The organism is Pseudarthrobacter sp. NIBRBAC000502770 (assembly GCF_006517815.1).
Taxonomy (GTDB): Bacteria; Actinomycetota; Actinomycetes; order Actinomycetales; family Micrococcaceae; genus Arthrobacter; species Arthrobacter niigatensis.
Map to the genome: position 1 here is coordinate 453863 of NZ_CP041198.1, position 17071 is coordinate 470933.

The 17071-nt window shown below is 66.5% G+C and carries 15 protein-coding genes; 9 read left to right on the forward strand and 6 right to left on the reverse strand.

Features of this window, described 5'->3' with window-relative positions; genetic code table 11:
- The first annotated feature begins 44 nt into the window (after positions 1-44).
- From NIBR502770_RS02475 to NIBR502770_RS02515, 7 genes are all read left to right on the forward strand, one after another.
- A complete protein-coding gene (locus tag NIBR502770_RS02475) occupies positions 45-1247 on the forward strand; it encodes a hypothetical protein (RefSeq protein ID WP_141180914.1) in 1203 nt (400 codons plus the stop codon).
- A complete protein-coding gene (locus NIBR502770_RS21100) occupies positions 1244-3130 on the forward strand; it encodes a hypothetical protein (protein WP_168223105.1) in 1887 nt (628 codons plus the stop codon). Before NIBR502770_RS02475 ends, NIBR502770_RS21100 begins: the two co-directional genes overlap by 4 nt.
- A 212-nt stretch (positions 3131-3342) precedes the next feature.
- The gene (locus tag NIBR502770_RS02495) at positions 3343-4374 is read left to right on the forward strand and encodes a TerC family protein (protein ID WP_141180918.1); all 1032 of its coding nucleotides are present in this window, start codon (positions 3343-3345) and stop codon (positions 4372-4374) included.
- 266 nt (positions 4375-4640) lie between these two features.
- Positions 4641-6701: a phosphocholine-specific phospholipase C gene (locus NIBR502770_RS02500; RefSeq protein ID WP_141180919.1), complete on the forward strand. Its 2061-nt coding sequence runs from the start codon at positions 4641-4643 to the stop codon at positions 6699-6701.
- 76 nt (positions 6702-6777) lie between these two features.
- A complete protein-coding gene (locus NIBR502770_RS02505) occupies positions 6778-7365 on the forward strand; it encodes a hypothetical protein (RefSeq protein ID WP_246857370.1) in 588 nt (195 codons plus the stop codon).
- Between the two features lie 290 nt (positions 7366-7655).
- Entirely contained in the window at positions 7656-8153 is a 498-nt protein-coding gene (locus NIBR502770_RS02510) for a hypothetical protein (protein ID WP_141180920.1), read from the forward strand.
- Positions 8154-8249: 96 nt separating this feature from the next.
- Positions 8250-8516, forward strand: coding sequence for a hypothetical protein (locus NIBR502770_RS02515; protein ID WP_141180921.1), 267 nt, complete (start codon positions 8250-8252; stop codon positions 8514-8516).
- 11 nt (positions 8517-8527) lie between these two features.
- Here NIBR502770_RS02515 and NIBR502770_RS02520 read toward each other — a convergent pair whose 3' ends face one another.
- The 3 genes from NIBR502770_RS02520 to NIBR502770_RS02530 are packed head-to-tail and all read right to left on the reverse strand — an operon-like array spanning position 8528 to position 12477.
- Positions 8528-9124 carry a TMEM175 family protein gene (locus NIBR502770_RS02520; RefSeq protein ID WP_141180922.1) on the reverse strand — a complete coding sequence of 199 codons (597 nt, stop codon included), beginning with the start codon at positions 9122-9124 and terminating at the stop codon, positions 8528-8530.
- A gap of 36 nt (positions 9125-9160) precedes the next feature.
- On the reverse strand, positions 9161-11794 hold the full coding sequence (locus NIBR502770_RS02525; RefSeq protein ID WP_141180923.1) for a PEP/pyruvate-binding domain-containing protein: 2634 nt from the start codon (positions 11792-11794) through the stop codon (positions 9161-9163).
- Positions 11791-12477 carry a DUF998 domain-containing protein gene (locus NIBR502770_RS02530; protein ID WP_141180924.1) on the reverse strand — a complete coding sequence of 229 codons (687 nt, stop codon included), beginning with the start codon at positions 12475-12477 and terminating at the stop codon, positions 11791-11793. The genes NIBR502770_RS02525 and NIBR502770_RS02530 overlap by 4 nt, the downstream gene beginning before the upstream one ends.
- A 287-nt stretch (positions 12478-12764) precedes the next feature.
- Between NIBR502770_RS02530 and NIBR502770_RS02535 the strand changes: the two genes are divergently transcribed.
- Positions 12765-13085 (forward strand): GYD domain-containing protein, encoded by a 321-nt coding sequence (locus tag NIBR502770_RS02535; protein WP_141161327.1) that lies wholly within the window; start codon positions 12765-12767, stop codon positions 13083-13085.
- 573 nt (positions 13086-13658) lie between these two features.
- The gene (locus NIBR502770_RS02540; RefSeq protein WP_210418944.1) at positions 13659-14300 is read left to right on the forward strand and encodes a DNA alkylation repair protein; all 642 of its coding nucleotides are present in this window, start codon (positions 13659-13661) and stop codon (positions 14298-14300) included.
- A 59-nt stretch (positions 14301-14359) separates the two neighbouring features.
- Here NIBR502770_RS02540 and NIBR502770_RS21105 read toward each other — a convergent pair whose 3' ends face one another.
- From NIBR502770_RS21105 to NIBR502770_RS02550, 3 genes are all read right to left on the reverse strand, one after another.
- Positions 14360-14515, reverse strand: a complete 156-nt coding sequence (locus NIBR502770_RS21105; RefSeq protein ID WP_168223106.1) for a hypothetical protein — start codon at positions 14513-14515, stop codon at positions 14360-14362.
- 117 nt (positions 14516-14632) lie between these two features.
- Positions 14633-15562, reverse strand: a complete 930-nt coding sequence (locus NIBR502770_RS02545; protein ID WP_141180926.1) for an NADP-dependent oxidoreductase — start codon at positions 15560-15562, stop codon at positions 14633-14635.
- Between the two features lie 120 nt (positions 15563-15682).
- Entirely contained in the window at positions 15683-16969 is a 1287-nt protein-coding gene (locus NIBR502770_RS02550; protein WP_141180927.1) for a hypothetical protein, read from the reverse strand.
- Positions 16970-17071: the final 102 nt, after the last annotated feature.

Genomic DNA, 17071 nt, shown 5'->3' on the forward strand with positions numbered 1-17071 from the left:
GCGCGTGCTGCTGGGGCATGGAGTTTCAACTCCAGGGAGCGACATTGCGAGATAACAGATTTTTTGGCATCGGCGGCCGCAGCGGCAACCGGAAGACTTCCCGGCGTGCCGACACAGGTGGTGGCGGTCCGGCAGGCCGTCATCACGACGGGCCGCGGGATATCCGGCCCCAGGCCCTGCTGACAGCTGCCCTCCTGGCGCTCGAAGGCGGCATGGTGATGCTTCCCGTTGCCGCGACGGCGGCCGGCCCCGACCTGCCCCAGGCCACGAATTGTTCGGTGCGGATCTTCCCCGGCCTTGGCGGCCCCGGCAGCAACGCGATCGCTTCCAGCAGCAACGGCCTGGTCATCGGCATCGCCGATACAGCCGGAGGCGGTTCCGCCCCGGTGCTCTGGCGCGGCGGCCAGCCCACCCAGCTGACCATTCCCCTCGGCGCCGTGGCCCCTGCCTCGGTCAACGCGGCAGGAGTTGTGGTGGGCACGGGGTATGACGCCACAAACGAAGTATTGGTGGGATGGTGGTGGCAGGACGGGCAGTACCATCCTCTGCCAGTCAAGCCCGGTGACATCGCCATACCTTCCGCGATCTCGGATAACGGAATCGTTGCGGGGGCCCTGGTGGCTGATGAAGAGCATTCGGACGGCCCGGGCGCCGACGAAGACGAACGTCCCGCCGTCTGGCCCTCCGTGACTGCGGTGGCCCGTGAGCTCACCTTGCCTGCCGGAGCGCGGGGCGGGCATGCCTTCGCGATCGGCCCGGACGGCACCGCCGGCGGGGTGGCCCTTTCCGACGACGCTACTCCGGTCCTGTGGGCGCCGGACGGCTCCGCCAAAGCCCTCCCCACCCTCAGCGGTAAAGGCGGCGTCGTCCTCGGGATCGATGCGACCGGGCAGGCGCTGGGACAGAGCGCGGTGGCGTACGGAACGCATGCCGTGACGTGGGCTGCTCCCAGTGCGGTAACCGACGTCGGGGCGGCAGCCGCCGGTCCCAAATCGAGCGCATCATCAGGAATTGCGGGCGTCACCGTAGGATCTGGAAGCTCGCCGTCCTTCCGCGGGGAGCGGCCCCAGGCGGTGATTTGGATCGGCAAGAGCGCACGGATCCTGCCACCAGGATCTGACGCCCAGTTCACTGGAGTGTCCGGATCCGCGAGTTCGGTATCCCGCCAGGGAGCGAACACCGTTGTGATCGGTTACTCAGCAGCCGACAACGGCCTGCGCCGCGCCACCGAATGGAGCTGCAAGTGAACGCCGCCCGGCTCGTGAGCCACCCGCTGCGGTGGGTGCTGGCCCTCCTCCTGGGCATTGCGCTGATACTCGCCAACTTCTACTACCTGTCCGGTTCGCGGGACTCGGAAGCCAGCGCCGCTACCACCGTGAGCCTCGGATTCGCCGGTGACACCGGCGGAAACACGGTGACCGGGAAGGTCATTGATGCCGCACACAACGGCGGCGTCGCCGCCATGTTCAACCTTGGTGACCTGTCGTACTCCCAGATCACTCCGGAATCGGCCTGGTGCTCGTTCGTCAAGCAGCACGCCGGGACCATGCCCTATGAGTTCGTGACCGGAAACCACGAGGACGACGGACCGGACGGAGTGTGGACCAACTTTGCCTCGTGCCTGCCGGACCAGCTTGGTTCGGTAGGTAACTATGCCCAGCAGTTCTACACGGACTACCCGGCCAGCAGCCCGCTGGTGCGGTTGATCATGGTTTCCCCGAAGCTGACCTTCAGCGGCAGCGGCCTCGACTGGTCCTACAAGTCCGGCACGCAGGGCTACAAGTTCGTGACGTCGGCGATCGACTCGGCCCGTGCCGCCGGGATCCCGTTCATCGTGGTGGGAATGCACATGTACTGCCTGTCCATGGTCAACTATCCCTGCGCCGCCAGCCCTGACCTGATGAACATGCTGGTCTCCAAGAAGGTGGACCTGTACATGCAGGCACACGACCACGCCTATGCGCGCAGCTACCCGCTGGCACTCAAGGGCAGCTGCACGGCCATTCCCGTCAGCAGCTTCAACCCGGATTGCGTGGCGTCCACGAATGCGAACGGCCAGTTTGCGGCCGGCACCGGGACCATCCTGGCCACGGTCGGTTCGGGCGGCAGGTCGCTGAACAGCGAGAACAACACCACTACTGCGCCGTACTTCCAAAGCTTCATGGGCAGCAACAACAACCCCACCTACGGCTTCCTGAAGGTATCGGTGACCAGTACCACGCTGACCGGCAACTTCGTGCGGGCCTCGGGGGGCACGTACACGGACAGTTTCACCATCACCAGGCCGGCGGCACCTTCACCAAGTCCGACGGCGACAGCTACCGCTACAGCGACAGCTACAGCGACGGTGACACCTCCGCCGACAACCACGACGGCTCCGCCCCCTCCGCCGACAACCACGACCGCTCCGCCGCCTCCGCCGACAACCACGACGGCTCCACCGCCTCCGCCGACAACCGCGATTTCGGTCCGGTCCACGGCCAGCGGAGCGGGGGAGTTGACCGCAGCGGGCTCGTACACGCCGGGCCTGCCGGCGGGCTGGCAACCGGGCGACACGGTTTTCCTGTTCTCGCAGGTCACCGTCTCCGGATCGGCGAACACCACGGCCCCGGCAGGGTGGACGCAGGCGGTCGGCGACTTCACGAGCGCAAGCTCCACCTCCGCCCACCAAGCCGTCTGGTACCGGGTGATGCAGGCCGGCGATACCGCACCGAGCGTGCCGGAACCCGCCGCCAGGTATGCGTGGTCGACAGTCGCCGTGCAGGGCGCCAGCACCACCACGCCGCTGGACGTCACGCCTGCCACTGACACCAACAGCGGGGTTGCCTACCCGGGTGTACGGGCTCCGTCCATCACGCCGGTGACCCCAGGGGCGCTGCTGCTGACAGCCCATGGCGTGCGGAACGGCACCAACTCGGCAACCACGTCGTTCTCGCCGCCGGCGGGCATGGGTGAGCTGGGCGACTCGACGTCGAACATCGCGTCGAAGTCGAACGCGGCCCTGGAAGTGGACTCACTGGCCCTGACCGATACGTCCGCCACCGGCGCCAAGGTTGCAACCGCATCCTCAAGCTCCGGCACGGTGACCAACCAGTGCGGTACGGCGATCGTCGTGCGGCCCGCCCCATGACCTGACGCCCAAGCGGGCGACGGCGGCACCCAGCCCGGGTGCCGCCGTCGCCCGTTAATCAGCTACCATTTAAGCCATCAAGGGGAGTACTCCCGTCTGTGCGTGGCCCGTCAATACGGATGCAGCGAAGCATCCCGGGCCACCGGCTCCGGTAGAACCGGGCGGAGGAGACCTTGGCGTCACTGTCAGCGCCAACCCCTTGGAGTACCCTCATGCAGGTCACACCGCTCATCTGGATCATCACCATTGCCGTGACGGTCATGTTCTTCGTTTACGAGTTCTTCGCGCACGTCCGCAAACCCCACGAACCGTCCATTGCCGAGTCGGCACGCTGGTCGGCGTTCTACATCGGGCTCGCGCTGCTGTTCGGCGTCGGAATCGGAACCGTCTCGGGCTGGACCTACGGCGGCGAGTATTTCGCGGGCTACCTCACCGAAAAAGCCCTCTCGGTGGACAACCTCTTTGTCTTCCTCATTGTGATGACGGGATTTGCCGTCCCCAGGATGTACCAGCAGAAGGTGCTGATGGTGGGCATCATCATCGCCCTGGTCCTGCGCGGCGGGTTCATCGCCGTCGGCGCCACGCTGATCGAAAACTTCTCCTGGGTGTTCTACATCTTCGGCGCCCTGCTGCTCTTCCTCGCGTACCGGCAGGCGTTCGGCGGGCACGATGCCAACCCCGCTGACGGCCGTTTCATGCAGCTGGTGCGCCGCGTCCTGCCGGTCACCCCGGACTACCACCGCGACCGGCTCACCGTGAAGCTGGACGGCAAGCGGTTCGTGACGCCCATGCTGCTCACCATTATCGCCATCGGGTTCGTGGACCTGGTCTTCGCCGTCGACTCAATCCCTGCGATCTATGGCCTGACCAGCGAGGCGTATATCGTCTTCACTGCCAACGCCTTCGCCCTGATGGGACTCCGGCAGCTGTTCTTCCTCATCGGCGGCCTGCTGGAGCGCCTGGTCTACCTGGCGCAGGGGCTGGCGGTCATCCTCGCGTTCATCGGCGTCAAGCTGGTCTTCCACGCCCTGCACGTCAACGAGCTCGCCTTCATCAACGGCCGCCAGCCGCTCCTGTGGGTACCCGAGATCCCCATCTGGTTCTCCCTGGCCTTCATCGGCGCCACCATCCTGGTGGCCACTGCGGCCAGCCTGGTCAAAACCCGCGGTGGGCATGCCGGCGAGGCCGTCGGCGATGCGATTACACGTGAGGACACGGATTCCACGGCGGGCACCCGCCGATAGTCCCCGGGCGGCCACGCAAGCAGGACGGACGACGGCGGCACTCGGGTGGGTGCCGCCGCCATCTATGTGTCGTACATCCGCAGGGACACTTCGTACGGGCTGACGCAGAGTTCGACGTGCTCGCCCTCCTGCGCGGTTCCCGAGGCGCAGCCTGGATTGACTTGGGAGGCTTCCTGATATTCAAGCCGTGTACACGGGGCCTTAACGCTGCGCTGGCATAGTTCCCTGCGGGGGACATCAAAAGCCAACGCATTAGGAGCGCCTCCATGGCAGGTCTCAACCGCCGTCGTTTTCTTCAACTGTCCGCCGCAGGTGCGGCTGGCACTGCAGTTTCCCAGATGATGGGGCAAAGCATCGCCCGGGCGGCGGAAATCCCCGCCAACAGGGCCACGGGCTCCATCAAGGACGTTGAGCACGTGGTGATCTTCATGCAGGAGAACCGTGCCTTCGACCATTACTTCGGGACGCTGAAGGGCGTGCGCGGGTTCGCGGACCCGCACCCGGCGCTCTTGCCGTCAGGCAAGGACAGCTTCCACCAGGCGAACGCCACCCGGGAAGTGACGCCGTTCCGCCCGGACGCGCCGGACCTTGGCATGCAGTTCATGGAGGACCTGGACCACTCGTGGAAACTCACGCACGAGGCCTTCAACAACGGGAAGTACGACAAATGGTTGCCGCAGAAGACGGACGCGACCATGGCGTTCTACGGCCGCCAGGACATTCCGTTCCACTTCTCGCTTGCCGACGCGTTCACGGTCTGCGACCACTACCACTGCTCGGTCCTTGGCCCCACCGACCCGAACCGCTACTTCATGTTCGCCGGCGGAGACGACCCCGACCGGAAGGGCGGCGGCCCGGACCTGTGGAACGGCGAGAAGGGCTACTGGTGGAGCACCTACCCGGAGGAACTGGAGAAGGCCGGGGTGAGCTGGAAGGTTTACCAGGACATCGGTGAGGGCCTTGATCCGGCGCACTATGAGGGCTGGACTGACGACGCCTACATCGGCAACTACGGCGACAATTCACTCCTGTACTTCAAGCAGTACCAGGACGCGAAGCCCGGAAGCCCGCTGTACGACAAAGCCAGGACCGGCACCAATGCCAAGGCCGGCGATGACCTGTTCAGCATCCTCCGCAAGGACGTAGCGTCGGGCACGCTGCCGCAGGTCTCCTACATCGTGGCACCCGAAGCGTACTCCGAGCACTCGAACTGGCCGCCGAACTTCGGCGCCTGGTACGCCGCCAACATCCTGGACATCCTCACCTCCAGCCCAGATGTGTGGAGCAAGACGGCTGTCCTGTTCATGTACGACGAGAACGACGGCTTCTTCGACCACATCGTCCCGCCGCACCCGAACACCCCGCAGATTCCCGGCGCCTCCACGGTTTCCACTGCCGGTGAATGGTACGACGGCAGCCCCACCTTCTACGGCGACAAGGACGTCCCCGGGCACTTCGGCCTGGGCGTGCGCGTGCCGATGATTGTGGCCTCGCCGTGGAGCATGGGCGGCTGGGCCTGCTCCGAAACGTTCGACCACACTTCCATCGTCCGGTTCCTTGAGGCCCGCTTCGGCGTGGCGTCGCCGAACATCACGCCGTGGCGCCGCGCCGTCAGCGGGGACCTGACCAGCGCGTTCGACTTCTCCAAGGCGGGTGGGGCCGTGCCGGCGCTGGCGGACACGTCAGCGTACAAGCCGGCCGACCACAAACGGCACCCCAGCTACGTGCCGGTACCTCCGGCGTCGAACTCAATGCCCAGCCAGGAAAAGGGCACCCGCCCGTCCCGCCCCCTTGGCTACGCCCTGGACGTCGAGACGACCGTCCAAGCCGGAAAGCTCGCGGCGCGGTGGGCCAACCATGGAACCCTGGGCGCGCACGTCCAGGTCCGCTCCAACCTGCTCCCTGCCGGCCCGTACTCCTACACCATCGGGGCAGGAGCGTCGCTGGATGCCTCGTGGGCGCTCGGTGCCGAGTACGACGTGCAGATGCACGGCCCGGCAGGCTGGTACCGGCGGGTCGCAGGTACGACGACGGCCGCGGACATCCGCGTGAGCGTCACCGGAGACGGCAAATCCCCGCACGCGCAGTTCCGGATCGACAACCCGGGCGCCGCGGCGGTCACCCTGACACTCGCGGACGCCTACGCCGCCGGTTCCCAGACCCTGACGCTCAACCCGGGACAGGGCAAAACCGTCGTCATCCCCACCCAGGGCGGCTGGTACGACCTCACCGTCACGTCCGCCGCCGATCCCAAGCTCGTCCGCGTCCTGGCCGGCCGCATCGAAAGTAGCGGCCCGCTCACCAGTGATCCCCAACTGGGCCGCTGACCCACTCCGGCGGCGGGGGAGATCTCCCCATACCGGCTGCGGGCGGACGGCGAGGGGTGCCGCCTAAGCTGTGGTCATGGAAATAACATCCGCAGGTTCCGCGTCCCCGATGAAGTCCTTGCTCTACTGGCGCAAGAGCATGATCAACGGAGCCAAGACAGTACCTGCCATCGTGGCCATGGACAGCGCGGGCACGTTCAGCATGCATGACGCTGCCGGAGTGCCGGTATTTTCCGTGCCGGCATCCCAGGCGGCGGTCCGGTTCACGAGCATGGGGACGATGGTGGTCACGGCGAACGGCCGGAAGTACGACGTCACGGGTGTGGGCGCGTCCTTGTCGCCCAGCCCGTCCTCCTGGCAGCTCGCGGAGATGGCCGCCGGCGCGGATGGCCGCACGGACCCCACCGGCTTGAGCCGCGCAGGTTCCGCCGGAGCCGCCATGAGCGGAGCGGGAGGCCTGGGCGCTGTGGCGGGCGCGGCTGGCGGCGCCGCAATGATGTTCGCCTACTACCAGGGCCTGGACGCCATCAAAGCGTGGCAGGAAGCGCTCCCCAGCGCCGGCGCCACGGTGCAGAAGAGTTCGATGAAGGCCGGACTCTACATCTCGCTGGGGGTCGTGGCCGCCGTGGTTATCGGCCTCGTGGTGGCGCTGGGCCTTCGGTAGCCGAAGCCCGACCAGGGGTGGGGCGTCTTTCTGCAGGGTGCCTCCGGCCATAAACAGGCGATGAGCGCCGGCGGCCGGTAATTCCTTGTGAGAGCGCGCACCGCCGAGTCATCCCCATCGCCCAGTATGGCGGTGCGCAGCAGGACAGTATCAAGGACCTTGCGGCAAATTTGAGGCGGTGGGGAGGCCTCCCCATGTTGCGCCCTGTCTTTTCGTCCAATCGGTGTGCTTATATGGGCTCCGCTGCAGCACCTTCGCTGCACCAGGCCACCCATCACGTTGGAGTCACCATGAAGTCCTCGCAGGGCAAACTGAAAACAAAAGGTATCTCGCTGCTGGTCGCTGCCGGGGTCGCTGCCGGCGCCTCCCTGGTGGCGGCGGTTCCCGCTACCGCAGCGGGCCCGTGCGGCACGGGTTACACGTACATCGGGTCACATCCCATCACCGTGCCGACCTACAGCAAGGACTACCGGTACGGGAAACCGGGCACCAAAACCGGCTCCATCGACGTGTACTGGAACTCCACGGCACGCAAGAACTGTTCCGTCGCCTACGCCTACGGACCCACGTACGGCATCAAGATGTACCGCCAGAACATGATCGGCAACTACCCGTCCTACGGCCCGGACGAGGTTTCGAGCGGCTACTACTCGTACTATGCCGGCCCGGTCTACACCAACACGCAGACCGCCGGTGGCCAGTGCATCACCCTGGACGCCAGCTTCGGTCCGAACGCCACCGACAAATCCAGTTGGGGCGCTGCGTTCTACAGCCCGGTCCACTGCTAAGCAGGGAATTACGACGGCGGCACCCCTGGTTGGGTGCCGCCATTCCGGTTTCTGCGGGAGACTTGGGACTGCCCTTACGAACGAAAGCAGGATTCCGTGATCACCCTCCAGCAGGACGCTGACGGCTACGTCCGCATGAACCGGCATTACCCGGCCAGTGTCCGTATCCGGATTGCCTTCAACGACGGAACCACCGGCGACTTCTCCGGCCGCGCCCTCAATAACGCTTACGATTCAGCGGTCGCCGAATTCCGCGCCAAGAACGGCCTCGATGCCAGGGGGTTTAACCGGGCCCCGGCCAGCCGGACCAATTCCGGAAACAAGGTGGATTTTGTTCCAGTGCATCCTGGCATGGGGGAGTAGCCGGAACAACGCTACCCGGCGTTCTCCTGGTGGGCCCTAACGACGAACTGTTCCACCCGCCGGTCCGGAACCAGCCAGATCAGCGCGACGACGGTGAAGACGGCCACCCCCAGCAGCGGCTGGAGTAAGGTGAGGGCGATGCCGGTGAGGTAGATCAGCGGGGAGGCCTTGCCTTTCCAGTCCCTCCCGACGGCCCGGGCCAGGGGCCCGTCCTTCCCCTGCACGGCGATCAGCCGTCGCTCCAGGATGAAGTAGGCGATCGCGGCGGACAGCAGGTTGATGCCGTACAGCAGCACGGGGACCTGCAGGAACCCGGACTCGTCCATCCACCGGGTGGTGAACGGGAACAGGGACAGCCAGAACAGCAGGTGCAGGTTGGCCCAGAGGATGGTGCCGTTCACCCGGCTGGCGAGGTGGATCATGTGGTGGTGGTTGTTCCAGTAGATCCCCACATACACGAAGCTCAGCAGATAGGTGAAAAGTGTGGGCAGGATGGCGGCGACGCCTGCCCACGTTGGTTCCTCCGGGGTGTGCAGTTCCAGCACCATGATGGTGATGATGATGGCCAGGACGCCGTCGCTGAAGGCTTCGAGCCGGTTCTTGTTCACCCGAATATCATGCACGCAAAGTCCGGTGCCCGCGCGTTAAATGATGGTTACCGTGCCAGCGTCGCCGTCCACGCTCACCGTCTGCCCGCCGACCAGCCGCTGGGTCGCCACCCCGGTGCCCAGGACGGCCGGGATGCCGTACTCGCGGGCCACGATGGAGCTGTGGCTCAGCGGGCCGCCCACATCGGTCACCACCGCGGAAGCCATCGCGAACAACGGCGTCCAGGCGGGAGTGGTCATGCGGGCCACCAGCACCTCGCCGGGCTGCATCAGGCCGAAGTCCCCGGGGCCCCGGAGGACGCGGGCGGCCGCTGTCACACGGCCGGAGCTTGCGCCGGTGCCTTTGATCACGCCGCCGGCTTGTTGCTGCGGGCCTCCCGGCATCATCGAGCCGAACGCCTTCTCCATCCAGGCCTTCCGCGGGAGCATCTGCGGCGCCGCCGCCTTGGACTGGCCGCGCCACAGCATCCTGCGCTCCTCGACGGCGGCGGCACGGACCGGCCGGGAGGCTCCGGCAAGGGCAATGCCAGCTTCGGGCTCCGCGAGCCCGAACTCCACCGCACCCTGCAGCTCGGAGAACCGGAGCCAGAACACATCGTCCGGCGCGGTAATGACGCCCGAGCGCACCAGTCGCCCTCCGAGCTCCCTCAGGAACCGCCGGAGCAGCGGCCACGCGAGTCCGACGTCGGCGAGCGCGTCCTCGCGGACCGGCGCCGTCTCCTGCGCCCACTTCAGCAGACGAAGGAACAGTGCCCGACGCCGGGGACGCAGCCGGCCGGCGACGTCCCGGGTCAGTTCCTCCCGGCGCTCGGTCAGCAGCCGCTGCCGCTCATGCGGGTCGGTGCCCTGCCCGCGCAGGTAAAACTTCACCGTCTCCAGCTGGGCGGACGGGTTGTCGGCCGGCACCGGGGTGGCGAAGTCCAGGTTGTAGACCGCGTGGCCGTAGAGGTCCAGATGCTCCTGGAACGCGATCCGCCACTCCTGCCACAGGACGTCCTCCACACCCTCCGGCGCGGAACCGGTGCGCAGGCACTCGGCGAGTTCCGCCGTCGAACTTTCCAACAGGGCGGATACCAGCGAAGGGTCGCTGCGCGCCCAGCCGGCGAGGTCGTACAGCGACTTTTCCGCCCGGATCGGTTCGCTGTCGAAGCCCAGGAGGAACTCCTGGGCCGGAGGATCGCCGCGCCGCCGGACGGTCTTGTAGAAGCCCCGGAAGGAGAGTTCGCTCATGTCGGCCAGCGGGATGATGGACTGCACCGCAGTGTAGTACACGGTGCCGGCGTCCAGGAGGGCCTGCACGCCCGCCAGCAGATCGGCTCCGGAGAGCCCGGCCGGCGGCTTCGTGGACCAGTCCTTAATGATCCGTTCGTAGCGCGGATGCGAGTAGTCGCGCCAGCCCGCCACCCCCATGTGCGCCGTGCCGCGGAACAGTGCGCTCATGGCGGGGACGGTCCGGGCCGTCATCCGCAGCATGGGCCAGGTGCGGTAGTAGTAATAGGCGTAGCCGTTGACGGTGAGGAAGCGGACGTCGCCCTCGCGCAGGGGGTGGCCGCCCAGCGCCTGGTTCATCAGGGCCGAGATGGAGCGGGACACGGATCCGTCGATGAGGTCGGCGAAGAGCGGGGAGAGCGGCTCCGGCATCTGCTCCACGATGCTCGCCCGGAAGTAGAGGCCCTTGGGGTAGGGGACGGGCCATTCCGTGGGGACGTCCCCCGCGGGTTCGGGCAGCGCGGTGATGGGCCGGGACTGGAGCAGGAAGAACCTGCCGCCTGCACGCGCCCACTCGATGTCCTGCGGGGATCCGAAATGCTCGGTGGTCCGCTGGCCGTGGGCAGCGAGTTCAGCCGCCGCGGCATCGTCCAGGACGGGCGTACGACGGCGGGCTTCCGCCACTTTTTCCTCGGCCGTCCCGTTCTCCGTGGGTACGGTCATGAGTTCCTTGTCGGCAGTCTGCCGCGTGAGGATTTTGCCCGTGCGGGTCTCAACGGTCAGGTCGTCGGTGGTGACCTGCCCGCTGACCACGGCCTCGCCCAGGCCCCAGGCGGCGCTGATCACCGTCTGGTCGCGGCGGCCGTTTGAGGGGTTGGCAGTGAACATCACCCCGGCTGCCTCGGCCTCCACCATTTGCTGGATTACGACGGCGAGGCGCACCTGGGCGGGCGGGATGCCTTCGCGTGCGCGGTAGGCCATCGCACGCGCGGTCCAGAGGGAGGCCCAGCAGTTGATGACGGCCTTGGCCAGGGCGTCCATGCCGCGGACGTTGAGGTAGCTTTCCTGCTGCCCGGCGAAGCTGGCGGAGGCGAGGTCCTCGGCGGTGGCGGAGGAGCGGACCGACACGGCGGTGTCCCCGCCGCCGAGGCGCTCATAGGCGGCCTCGAGTTCGGCCCGGATGCGTGGGGACATGGCACCTTTGCTGAACAGGGTCCTGATGAGGGCGGAGGCGTGCTCGTAGTCTTCCGCCGCCGCTTCAGGCGGGAGCGAGGCCAACTCCTGGATGGCCTCCCCGAGCTTGTTCTCCGCGACGAAGGCCGCGTAGGCGTCGGTGGTGAGGACCACCCCCGGCGGGACCGGCAGCCCGGCCCGGATGAGGCCGCCGAGGCCCACGGCCTTGCCACCCGCCCCGGCGACGTCGTTCCGGTCGACGTCGCCCAGGTCCATGACGTAGGTCATGACGGTGCCCCCTTACCGTCCACCGCCGTCGGCCGTTTCCACAGCGCCGCCGCCAGGACCGCAACCCACAGCAGGAAGGCTCCGATGCTGATGCGCTCGCCAATGCCCAATACGAGGTTTGGTCCTGGTGCTGCCATGAACGCGACGATACCCATGAGGGCGGACATTGCGAGCGAGGCGATCGAGTATGCGCGCATCCGGCCGTGGAATCCTGCTGCGATGCAGGACATGGCGGCGACCATGAGGGCCAGTTGCACATTGGTGGCAACGATGTGCAGGGGGACGGAAGAATCGTCGCCCTGGCGCAGCGGGAAGAGTGACCCGACAATGTTCCAGAGCCCGTAGGCGGTGAGCAGCGCGGCGCCGATCCGCAGGACCCGGTTCCCTCGCACGGAAATCCAGACGCCCAGCCCAAACGCGGTGAACAGCACCGTGTAGAGCCAGGTGAACGGGACCAGGACCTGGTAGCTGGGGGAGCCTACGGCAAAGAGTTCGCTGACCATCTGTTCGGAGCGGCGGTAGGCTGACCAGCGCGAGGCCGCGATGCCGTCGGTGAACACCACATAAAGCAGTGACGACAGTGCTCCGGCGGCGAGGAGGGTGAGGCGCAGGGCGCCGCTGTGCCTGCCTTCGAACGGCAGAGCGCGTCTGTGTTCGGGGAGCTGCCCTCCTGCAACTGACATGTCCGGTTGTCCTCAGAGCCCGCGCTCCAGCAAGTGGCGCGGCGCAGGACCCGCGGGCGTTGGCCCCGCACCTACCTGTTCCAGCCTGAGCCCGGCCGCCCTGGTGCCGCAAGGGCCGAACGGCCTTGGGGGCGGGGCGGGGGACAGCGTGCTGTCCCCCTACTTCCGTTTGGGTATCCCTTGATATTGACTGCCGTTTTGCAGGGGCATAGCTTCCGCCTTAACGGCGCCAGGACCTGCAAATCCCGGGAGTGAGGCGCCGCTTAGACAGGCCAGGAGGAAAGACCATGCCGAAGTATCTGTTCGAAGCAACGTACGTGGGCCAGGGCATCAAGGGGCTCATGCAGGAAGGCGGTACCGCGCGGCGCGATGCCCTGACGGAGGCGCTGAAGTCCGTGGGCGGAACGCTGGAAAGCTTCTACTACGCCTTTGGTTACTATGACGTCCTGGGCGTCTTTGACGCGCCGGACGATGCCAGCGCTGCAGCGTTGTCGCTGTTGATCAACTCGTCGGGGAACGTCAACGTCCGGCTGAAGCCGCTCCTGACGGTGGCGGACTTGGACGAAGCCGCGAAGAAGACCCCGACCTACCGGGCACCGGGACAGTAGGGGAGTTACGCACGTTGGCCGGCGGCCGCCGTCGGAAATTACGACGGCGGTGCGCCGGCTTGCGTGCCATACTGCGGACACTGCCTGGCAGCGAGGAGGGCGAGATCGTAGATCAGTTGCTGGACTTCGCGCTCGCGGCCGCTGACCCGGGGGACCGGCGCCTGGGACGCCGTGGGACGCCTTGTTGGGGGAGCGGGAACGGGCCGGTGGGCGGCGCCCGGAGGCTCCGGCGTCGTCCGATCCCTATTGCGGGCTGGTGATGTGTCCTGGCTTTTCATGATGTCCCCCGGTCCGGCGTGTGTGGACACTGTAGGAAGCCGCGCCGACGTACGGAAGGGGTTTTGTCCATCCGGGAGAATAATTGCCCGAATCTTGAGCCAAGACGCCACCTGTCCCGTTGGCTAGGCCGTGGCCACAATACTGCGGAAGGTGGGCTGAGTGGTTCCCTCGGTTCGGGAGGGGCGGCCCAGCCCTATCCATGGAAGGCCGTGCCGTCGTCGTACGCTGAATCAAGAGGCAACAAAGGAGGAAGTTGTGGCGGACACTGCGGCGCACACGACCGTTGACGAAGCGATGGCCCAGCTGGCTGAGCTCGAGGATGCAAAGGTGCGCGAGGCGAACGAAAAACGCGGGGATGACCACGGGGTGAACCTCGGCCACCTGCGCGCGCTTGCGAAGCGGCTGAAAACCCAGCAGGACCTGTCGGTCCGGCTGTGGGAGACCGGCGATACGGCAGCCCGGCTTTTGGCGCTGCTGGTTTGCCGCCCCAAGGCGTTCCGGCGGGATGAGCTGGATGCGATGCTGCGCGACGCCCGCGCCCCGAAGCTGCAGGACTGGCTGGTGAACTATGTGGTCAAGAAGAGCCCGCACTGCGAGGAATTGCGCACCGCGTGGCTTGCTGACACGGATCCCGTGGTGGCTGCCGCCGGATGGGCATTGACCTCGGACCGCGTGGTCAAGAAACCCGGGGGCCTGGACCTGCCGGGGCTGCTGGACACCATCGAAGCGGAGATGAAGGACGCCCCGGACAGGCTGCAGTGGGCAATGAACACGTGCCTGGCGCAGATCGGGATCGAGCACGCGGCCTACCGGAAGCGTGCCACCGCGATCGGTGAGCGGCTTGAAGTGCTGAAGGATTACCCGACGCCCCCGGGGTGTACGTCGCCGTTCGCCCCGGCATGGATCGGCGAGATGGTGCGGCGGAAAGGGGAGTAGCAGGTTTTACGACGACGACGGCGCGTGCGCAGGTGCCTCTGGCCAGGTGCGGGTGCGGGCTATCCCACGCCCCGGGGCACACTAACGGCCGTTTCCCGGTTTCGGTCCGCGTAGTACGAGCGCATGCCGTGCTTTACGCCCAGCCGGATGATCCAGTACAGCAGCGTGGCGCCCAAGGCGATAGGCACGATCAGCACAGCTGCGTTAAGCAACATCCATCCAACATTCACAACTTCCCCCAATGTGAGTTTTTCCCAGCCTCTCACGAATGCTGTTCCGACGCCGAAGGCTCCGTCCCCACGGGGCGGAGCCTTCGTCAAACCGTTATCGAATCAGGAATCCTGGTTTACGGCCACCACGATTTTGCCGCGGGTGTGGCCATCCATGTTGGACCGGAAAGCATCGGCGGCCTTGTCCAGCGGGAAGACCTCGGCAACTTCCACGCGAAGCTTGCCCTGGTCCGCCATGTCGGCCAGTTCCTGCAGATCGGACCCCACAGGGGTGACCCACATCCACTCGCCGCCGTGCTCTTCCACGTCGCTGTCCGCGATGGAGGCGTGCCGGCCGCCGTCGGCCAGCACCGCCAGCGTGGCCTCAAGGTTGCCGCCGACGAAATCTGCGACGACCTCCACACCGTCGGGACGCAGCGCGCGCACGCGGTCCGCGAGACCGTCGCCGTAGGCAACCGGCTCGGCGCCGAGGGAGCGGAGGAACTCGTGGTTCTTCTGCGAGGCCGTGGCAATGACGCTGGCGCCCATGGCCACCGCGATCTGGATACCGAGGGAGCCCACACCGCCGGAGCCGCCGTGGATCAGGACAGTTTCCCCGGCCTTCAGGCCCAGCCGGTTGAGCACCTGGTAGGCGGTGAGACCGGCCAGCGGCAGGCCGGCGGAGTCGTTCCATCCGAGCGTGGCGGGCTTCCTGGCCAGAACCCGCTCCGGCAGTGCGATGTACTCGGCGAAGCTGCCGCCGTGGACGTAGTCCTTGCGGCCGTAAGCGATGACTTCATCGCCGGGCTGGAACTGCCTTGCATCGATACCGACGGACTCCACAACGCCTGCGACGTCCCAGCCGGGGATGGCGGGGAACTGCAGGTCCATGACCGCGTCCAGTCCGCCGGCCATGATCTTCCAGTCCACCGGATTAACTGCTGCCGCCTTGACCTTGACCAGGACCATCCCGGGACCGACCTTCGGCATCGGCTGGTCGCCGTATTCGAGGACGTCCGGGTTTCCGTATTCGCTGTAAGTGATTGCCTTCATGGTTGCGACAACTGCGTGGCGGCACTTCGCTATTCCGGATAGGGCTGGGGAGTGGCGTATCGCACGGGCAGGGCGACGGCGGCTGTCGCCGTCGTCTCCACGCGGCCAGGCGGTGGCGGGCTACTGCGCAAGATCTACGGAGGCGTGCCAGTATCTGGCGTTTTGCCTCGAGGACGCCAGCACCACCAGGCCCGTCTGGCTGTTGACGTTTTGTTTGGTGGACGTGGGGTCGTTGATGTCCGTGTCGGTGCCGCTGCTGATGATGGGGGTGCCTGCCCCGGGCGCGAAGGAAACGTTGTCGATCGGCGACTTCTTGTAGTAGATGGTTCCGCCCTCTTCGGGCGCCACCGCGAACATCCAGATTTCGCGGTGCTCCTCGTCGATCATGACCATCGGCCTGGTGTGGAGGTCCTGCACCTCGCCGAACTCCGCGCTGGTCCAATCGCCCTTACCATCGCGCACCAGCAGCGCCACCAACGTTTGGCCGACCTTCCGGTTGGCGGTTTTGATCGCCGCGAAGAGGCGCCCGTTGCCGTCGCTGGTCAGTTGCCTGAGGTTCAGATGATCGTTGGCGCAGCCACCGGTGCAGTTCTTTCCCCCGCCGTAAGCCACCTCTGTTTGCCACGAGTTCTCCGGCTGCCCGTCCTGATGGACGGCAAAATAGAACTTCTTTTGTCCCGGCCGCTGGTTGCTCCACATGATGCCGATCTTGTCGCCCTGGAAAGACGTGACGGCGGAGATATCGTCGTAGTGCACCTGGGCGTTGGCGGTGGGCAGGACGAACGGGGTGCCCCACGCCGTGTCGCTGGTGGTTGAGTGGTTGACGTAGACGCGGTTGCTGTTGTCGGAGGACACAGTGGTGTAGGTGACCCACAGCTTGCCGAGGGAGTCCTTGGCCACCGTGATCGATTCCGTGCTCCCGCTGTGCAGGGTGACGGGGAATCCAGCATCCTGCGAATAGGTCTTGGCCAACGCGTCATAGCTGAACCGGTGCAGCTCCGCGGACCCGGACGTTACCGCCTGCTGGGCCGGTGGCGAGTTCCACTCCGAGCGCACCGTCGTGCTCGACACGACATAAAGCTTGCCGTCGACTGCGTCCCACAGGGCGTCTCCCCGCGCCGTCTGACGCGGGTCGACGACTGTCTCGGTCCCTTGCCACGTCTGCGTTGCGGCATCAAGCCGGTGGATCGTTGTCGCATGGGCGGATTCGCTCCACAGCAACCCCCACCAGCTCCCGTCCTGGAACCAGAGCTTGCTCTGGGCCTTGTCAGCGGTTGGCGTTCTTACGCCGTCGGCCGCAAAAGAAGGGCCAGGGATTCCGACGTCGGCAGCCTGGGCGGGGAGCGGGAGCGCGAGCGCAACGGACGCCGCGAGGAGGAGGGCGATGAGGAGGCGGAGCAGGCGCATAACAGTCCCCTTGGGTTATGTCAGTAACGCCGGGGCCGTTGCATCACCTGCCGGCGGGATCACCATACGTCCGCAGGCCACGCCCCGGATGGCCGCGGTGGC